Source organism: Xylophilus sp. Leaf220 (assembly GCF_001421705.1).
In the GTDB taxonomy this organism is placed as follows: Bacteria; Pseudomonadota; Gammaproteobacteria; order Burkholderiales; family Burkholderiaceae_C; genus Xylophilus.
Window position 1 is genome coordinate 369,039 of the sequence record NZ_LMKO01000023.1, and the last position, 6,350, is coordinate 375,388.

The following is a 6,350-nucleotide window of genomic DNA, read 5'->3' on the forward strand; positions in this document are numbered from 1 at the left end:
CTGATCAAGCGCCGAGCTGGCGTGCGACGAAGGTGGTGCGCAGCGGCAGCTTGGCAGCCGCCAGCTTGAACGCTTCGCGGGCCAGTTCTTCCGGAACACCGACGATCTCGAAGACGATCTTGCCGGGCTGGATTTCGGCCACGTAGTACTCGGGGTTGCCCTTGCCGTTACCCATCCGCACTTCTGCGGGCTTGGTGGAGATCGGCTTGTCGGGGAACACACGGATCCAGATACGGCCGCCACGCTTGACGTGACGGGAAATCGCACGGCGTGCGGCTTCGAGCTGGCGGGCCGTCAGGCGGCCGCGGTCGGTGCACTTCAGGCCGAAGTCACCGAACGCCACGGAGTTGCCCCGTGTGGCGATGCCGGTGTTGCGGCCCTTCTGCTCCTTGCGGTATTTGCGGCGAGCGGGTTGCAGCATGGTAATTTTTCCTTAAACAGACCGATTACTCGGCCTTTGCACCGTCCGCTGCTGCAGCGGGCGCGGCTACCTTGCGGACGCGCTTAACGGCTGAGGGATCCGCGGCGCCACCGGCGCCCACGGGCTTGTCGCTGCCATCGGCGGGCGCGGTGTTGCCACCGACCGGACGGCCACCGTCGCGGCGCGGGGCCGGACGGCGATCGCCACCGGGACGCTCGCCTGGGCGGGCATCGCGGCGCGGGCCGCGTGGACGACGCTCGTCGTCACGCGTCTCGACCACGGCCGGCAGGTCGTTGCGACCCAGCGTGTCGCCCTTGTAGACCCAGACCTTGACGCCGATGACGCCGTAGGTGGTCTTGGCTTCCGAGGTGCCGTAGTCGATGTCGGCGCGCAGGGTGTGGAGTGGCACGCGACCTTCGCGGTACCACTCGCAGCGTGCGATTTCGATGCCGTTCAGACGACCCGACGACATGATCTTGATGCCCAGGGCGCCCAGACGCATCGCGTTCTGCATCGCACGCTTCATGGCGCGACGGAACATGATCCGCTTTTCGAGCTGCTGGGTGATCGAGTCGGCGATCAGCTTGGCATCGATTTCGGGCTTGCGCACTTCTTCGATGTTGACCGCGACCGGCACCTTCAGGCGCAGAGCGAGTTCCTTCTTCAGGTTCTCGATGTCTTCGCCCTTCTTGCCGATCACCACGCCCGGACGTGCCGAGAAGATGGTGATGCGGGCGTTCTTGGCAGGACGCTCGATCAGGATGCGCGAGACCGCGGCATTCTTGAGCTTGGCCTTCAGGAACTCGCGCACCTTGATGTCTTCGGCCAGCATGCCGGCGAAGTCACGGTTGTTGGCATACCAGCGGCTGGCCCAGTTGCGGCTCACCGAAAGACGGAAGCCGGTTGGGTGGATTTTTTGTCCCATATCTTCCAGACCTTCCGTTAATTGCCAACCGTCACGTACACGTGGCACGTGGGTTTGCTGATGCGGTTGCCGCGGCCCTTGGCGCGCGCGGTGAAACGCTTGAGCGTGGCACCTTGTTCAACGTAGATGGTGGTGACCTTCAACTCGTCGATGTCGGCACCGTCGTTGTGCTCGGCGTTGGCGATGGCCGACTCCAGCACTTTCTTGACGATCCCGGCAGCCTTCTTTTGGGTGAAGGTGAGGATGTTGAGGGCTTGATCCACTTTTTTGCCGCGGATCAGGTCAGCAACCAAACGGCCTTTGTCGACCGAGAGGCGCACGCCGCGGAGGACTGCACGTGTTTCAGACATGTCGGCTCCTTACCTTTTGACTTTCTTGTCCGCGGGGTGACCCTTGAACGTGCGGGTCAGGGCGAATTCGCCCAGCTTGTGGCCCACCATCTGATCGGTGATGTAGACCGGGATGTGCTGCTTGCCGTTGTGCACGGCGATGGTCAGACCGATGAATTCGGGCAGAACCATGGAGCGGCGCGACCAGGTCTTGATCGGCTTCTTGTCCTTCGTCGTCACGGCCTTGTCGGCCTTGGCCACCAGATGGTGGTCAACGAAAGGACCCTTCTTGAGAGAGCGAGTCATCTGCTATCCCTTACTTCTTGCGACGCGACACGATCATGACCTGCGTGCGCTTGTTGTTACGGGTGCGGTAACCCTTGGTCAGATTGCCCCATGGGTCGACTGCATGACGGCCTTCGCCGGTCTTGCCTTCACCACCACCGTGGGGGTGATCGACCGGGTTCATCGCAACGCCGCGCACGGTCGGGCGGATGCCCATCCAGCGCTTGACACCGGCCTTGCCGAGCTGGCGGAGGCTGTGTTCTTCGTTGGCGACTTCGCCGATGGTGGCGCGGCATTCGATATGGATGCGGCGCACTTCACCGGAGCGCAGGCGGACCTGGGCGTACACGCCTTCGCGTGCCAGCAGCGTGGCGGAGGAACCTGCCGAGCGGGCGATCTGCGCGCCCTTGCCGGGCTGCATCTCGATCGCGTGGATGGTCGAACCCACCGGGATGTTGCGGATCGGCAGCGTGTTGCCGGCGCGGATCGGAGCTTCCGATCCGGACAGCAGCGTCGCGCCCGGCTCCACACCGCGCGGAGCGATGATGTAGCGGCGCTCGCCGTCGGCATACACCACCAGGGCGATGTGGGCCGTACGGTTCGGGTCGTACTCGATGCGCTCGACCTTGGCCGGGATGCCGTCCTTGTTGCGGACGAAATCGACGACGCGGTAGTGGTGCTTGTGACCACCGCCCCGGTGGCGGATGGTGATGTGGCCGTTGTTGTTACGACCGGCTGCCTGGAACTGAGGCTCCAGCAGCGGAGCGTGCGGAGCACCCTTGTACAGGTGATCGCGCGAGACCTTCACCACGGCACGTTGGCCGGGCGAGGTGGGTTTCATCTTGATGACTGCCATGATTAAGCGGCCTCCCCGGACAGGTTCAGCTCTTGACCCGGCTGCAGCGTCACGTACGCCTTGCGCACGTTGTCGCGGCGGCCGATCGACTTGCCGAAACGCTTGGTCTTGCCCTTGGTGTTGACGACGGACACGCCCTTGACCTGCACCTTGAACATCAGTTCGACGGCGGCCTTGATCTCGGGCTTGGTGGCGTCCTGCAGCACCTTGAAGGTGACGGCGTTCGACTTCTCGCTCACCATCGTGGCCTTTTCGGACACGATCGGGGCGACCAGTACGGCCATCAGACGACCTTCTTCAAACTTCACGGTAGCGGCGCTCATGCGAACATCTCCTTGAGCTTGTCGATCGCGCCCTTGGTCACGAGCACTTTCTTGTAGTGCACCAGCGAGACCGGATCGGCGTAGCGGGGCTCGACGACCAGCACGTTGACCAGGTTGCGCGATGCGAGGTACAGGTTCTCGTCGACTTCTTCGGCGATGACCAGCACGGATTGCAGGTTCAGGGCCTTGAACTTGTCGGCCAAAACCTTGGTCTTGGGCGATTCCACGGTGAGGGAATCGATCACCACCAGGCGGCCTTCACGGGCGAGCTGCGAGAGGATGGACGCCATGCCGGCGCGGTACATCTTCTTGTTGATCTTCTGCGTGAAGTTTTCGTCGGGCATGTTTGGGAAGGTGCGACCGCCTCCGCGCCACAGGGGCGAGGACGTCATACCGGCACGGGCGCGGCCCGTTCCCTTTTGCTTGAACGGCTTCTTGGTCGAATGCTTGACCTGCTCGCGATCCTTCTGGGCGCGCGTGCCTTGGCGGGCATTGGCCTGGTAGGCGACCACGATCTGATGGATCAGATCTTCGTTGTAGTCGCGACCGAAGACGGTCTCAGGCACGTCGAACTTGGAAGCAGCCTGGCCCTGTTCGTTCAGGAGTTCGAGTTGCATTACTTCGCTCCCTTGTCAGCAGCTGGCTTGGCCTTCACGGCCGGGCGCACGGTGACGAAACCGCCCTTGGCGCCGGGAATGGCACCCTTGATCAGCAGCAGCTGACGGGCTTCGTCCACGCGGATCACGTCGAGGTTCTGGGTGGTGACGGTAGCGTCGCCACGGTGGCCCGACATCTTCTTGCCGGGGAACACGCGACCTGGGTCCTGGGCCATCGAGATGGAACCGGGGACGTTGTGCGAACGGCTGTTACCGTGCGAAGCGCGCTGCGACTTGAAGTTGTGACGCTTGATCGTGCCGGTGAAGCCCTTACCGATGGAGGTGCCCTGCACGTCCACCTTCTGGCCCACGGCGAACAGCGACTCGGCCTTCACGACGGCGCCGGCAGCGTACTGACCGGCGACATCGGCTTCGATGCGGAATTCGCGGATGATTTCGCCGGCTTCGACACCGGCCTTGGCCAGGTGGCCGGCTGCGGGCTTCGTGACACGCGATGCCTTGCGGGCACCGAACGTCACCTGCAGGCCCACGTAGCCATCAGCCTCAGGGGTCTTGACCTGGGTCACGCGGTTGTTGGACACATCCACCACGGTGACAGGCACTGCGTCCCCATCGTCCGTGAAGAGGCGCATCATGCCAACCTTGCGGCCCAGCAACCCGAGGGAGTTGCTTTGACTCATATGTTTCTCCAAAACTCCAGCCGCCCCGACTGCAATTGGCCAAGGCGTTTGCACCGCTGCCTTCTACGAGAAGACGCATGCGCTGGAGAAGATTGATAAAAATTCCGCCCGGATGCGCCAAAACGCAATCCGGGCAGAGCCGCGCATTCTAGCCCGCCCTGCAGAAACCTGCAACCACGGTACTGCTGCGCGACGGCAACAGCCCAGAAAAAAGCCGGGCACAGGGCCCGGCTCTCGTTGGGATGCCGCGAACGGCCGCCCTTTATTGCAGCTTGATTTCCACGTCGACACCGGCCGGCAGGTCGAGCTTCATCAGCGCGTCGACCGTCTTGTCGGTCGGATCGACGATGTCCATCAGACGCTGGTGCGTACGGATTTCGAACTGGTCGCGCGACGTCTTGTTGACGTGCGGCGAGCGCAGGATGTCGAAACGCTTCATGCGCGTCGGCAGGGGCACGGGGCCCTTGACGATGGCGCCGGTGCGCTTCGCGGTGTCGACGATCTCGGCTGCCGACTGGTCGATCAGCTTGTAGTCGAATGCTTTCAGGCGGATGCGGATCTTTTGCTTGGACATGGTAATTCCCTCTTCTTGTTAGAAATTACGCGATGATCTTCGCGACCACGCCGGAGCCGACGGTCCGGCCACCTTCGCGGATGGCGAAGCGCAGGCCTTCTTCCATGGCGATGGGGTTGATCAGCTTGACGGTGATCGACACGTTGTCGCNGCGATGATCTTCGCGACCACGCCGGAGCCGACGGTCCGGCCACCTTCGCGGATGGCGAAGCGCAGGCCTTCTTCCATGGCGATGGGGTTGATCAGCTTGACGGTGATCGACACGTTGTCGCCGGGCATGATCATTTCCTTGCCTTCGGGCAGCTCGATGGCGCCGGTCACGTCGGTCGTGCGGAAGTAGAACTGCGGACGGTAGTTGTTGAAAAACGGCGTGTGGCGGCCGCCCTCGTCCTTGCTCAGAACGTACACCTCGGCGGTGAAGTGGGTGTGCGGCTTGATGGAGCCGGGCTTGCACAGCACCTGGCCGCGCTCGACGTCTTCACGCTTGGTGCCGCGCAGCAGCACGCCAACGTTGTCGCCGGCCTGGCCCTGGTCGAGCAGCTTGCGGAACATTTCGACGCCGGTGCAGGTGGTCTTCTGCGTGTCGCGGATGCCGACGATCTCGATTTCCTCGCCGACCTTGATGATGCCGCGCTCGACGGCACCGGTCACGACGGTGCCGCGGCCGGAGATGGAGAACACGTCTTCCACGGGCATCAGGAAGGCACCGTCGATCGCGCGCTCTGGCGTGGGGATGTAGGTGTCGAGTGCTTCGGCCAGCTTCATGATGGCTTCTTCACCCAGCGGGCCCTTGTCGCCTTCGAGGGCGAGCTTGGCCGAGCCGTGGATGATCGGGGTGTCGTCGCCCGGGAACTCGTATTTGTCGAGCAGCTCGCGCACTTCCATCTCGACGAGCTCGAGCAGTTCGGCGTCGTCGACCATGTCGCACTTGTTCAGGAACACGATGATGTAGCCGACRCCCACCTGRCGGGCCAGCAGGATGTGCTCGCGGGTCTGGGGCATCGGGCCGTCKGCGGCCGAGCACACCAGGATCGCGCCGTCCATCTGGGCGGCGCCGGTGATCATGTTCTTGACGTAGTCGGCGTGGCCGGGGCAGTCGACGTGGGCGTAGTGGCGGTTGGCCGTCTCGTATTCCACGTGGGCGGTGTTGATCGTGATGCCGCGGGCCTTTTCTTCGGGCGCTGCGTCGATCTGGTCGTAGGCCTTGGCCTCGCCGCCGAACTTGGCCGACAGCACGGTCGCGATCGCCGCCGTCAGCGTGGTCTTGCCGTGGTCGACGTGACCGATCGTGCCGACGTTGACGTGCGGCTTAGTACGTGTGAATTTCTCTTTTCCCATTT

At 63.3% G+C, this 6,350-nt stretch carries 9 protein-coding genes and 2 pseudogenes; all 11 read right to left on the reverse strand.

Going from position 1 to position 6,350, the window contains the following annotated elements; genetic code table 11:
* Window positions 1–4: 4 nt before the first annotated feature.
* A complete protein-coding gene (gene rplP, locus ASE76_RS15545) occupies window positions 5–421 on the reverse strand; it encodes a 50S ribosomal protein L16 (RefSeq protein ID WP_055841335.1) in 417 nt (138 codons plus the stop codon).
* A 25-nt stretch (window positions 422–446) separates the two neighbouring features.
* Window positions 447–1,346 (reverse strand): 30S ribosomal protein S3, encoded by a 900-nt coding sequence (gene rpsC / locus ASE76_RS15550; RefSeq protein ID WP_055841338.1) that lies wholly within the window; start codon window positions 1,344–1,346, stop codon window positions 447–449.
* Window positions 1,347–1,363: 17 nt separating this feature from the next.
* The gene (rplV, locus tag ASE76_RS15555) at window positions 1,364–1,696 is read right to left on the reverse strand and encodes a 50S ribosomal protein L22 (protein ID WP_055841341.1); all 333 of its coding nucleotides are present in this window, start codon (window positions 1,694–1,696) and stop codon (window positions 1,364–1,366) included.
* Between the two features lie 9 nt (window positions 1,697–1,705).
* Window positions 1,706–1,981 carry a 30S ribosomal protein S19 gene (gene rpsS, locus ASE76_RS15560; RefSeq protein WP_055841343.1) on the reverse strand — a complete coding sequence of 92 codons (276 nt, stop codon included), beginning with the start codon at window positions 1,979–1,981 and terminating at the stop codon, window positions 1,706–1,708.
* A gap of 10 nt (window positions 1,982–1,991) precedes the next feature.
* Window positions 1,992–2,816 carry a 50S ribosomal protein L2 gene (rplB, locus tag ASE76_RS15565; protein WP_055841346.1) on the reverse strand — a complete coding sequence of 275 codons (825 nt, stop codon included), beginning with the start codon at window positions 2,814–2,816 and terminating at the stop codon, window positions 1,992–1,994.
* Between the two features lie 2 nt (window positions 2,817–2,818).
* Window positions 2,819–3,139, reverse strand: coding sequence for a 50S ribosomal protein L23 (rplW, locus tag ASE76_RS15570; RefSeq protein WP_055841349.1), 321 nt, complete (start codon window positions 3,137–3,139; stop codon window positions 2,819–2,821).
* The gene (rplD, locus tag ASE76_RS15575) at window positions 3,136–3,756 is read right to left on the reverse strand and encodes a 50S ribosomal protein L4 (protein WP_055841352.1); all 621 of its coding nucleotides are present in this window, start codon (window positions 3,754–3,756) and stop codon (window positions 3,136–3,138) included. The genes rplW and rplD overlap by 4 nt, the downstream gene beginning before the upstream one ends.
* Window positions 3,756–4,436 carry a 50S ribosomal protein L3 gene (gene rplC / locus ASE76_RS15580; protein ID WP_055841356.1) on the reverse strand — a complete coding sequence of 227 codons (681 nt, stop codon included), beginning with the start codon at window positions 4,434–4,436 and terminating at the stop codon, window positions 3,756–3,758. Before rplC ends, rplD begins: the two co-directional genes overlap by 1 nt.
* A gap of 262 nt (window positions 4,437–4,698) precedes the next feature.
* Window positions 4,699–5,010: a 30S ribosomal protein S10 gene (gene rpsJ, locus ASE76_RS15585; RefSeq protein ID WP_003059431.1), complete on the reverse strand. Its 312-nt coding sequence runs from the start codon at window positions 5,008–5,010 to the stop codon at window positions 4,699–4,701.
* Window positions 5,011–5,035: 25 nt separating this feature from the next.
* Window positions 5,036–5,160, reverse strand: a pseudogene (locus ASE76_RS20170) (elongation factor Tu); the annotation flags it as partial.
* Window position 5,161: 1 nt separating this feature from the next.
* A pseudogene (gene tuf / locus ASE76_RS15590) lies at window positions 5,162–6,348 on the reverse strand (elongation factor Tu); the annotation flags it as partial.
* Window positions 6,349–6,350 lie beyond the last annotated feature (2 nt).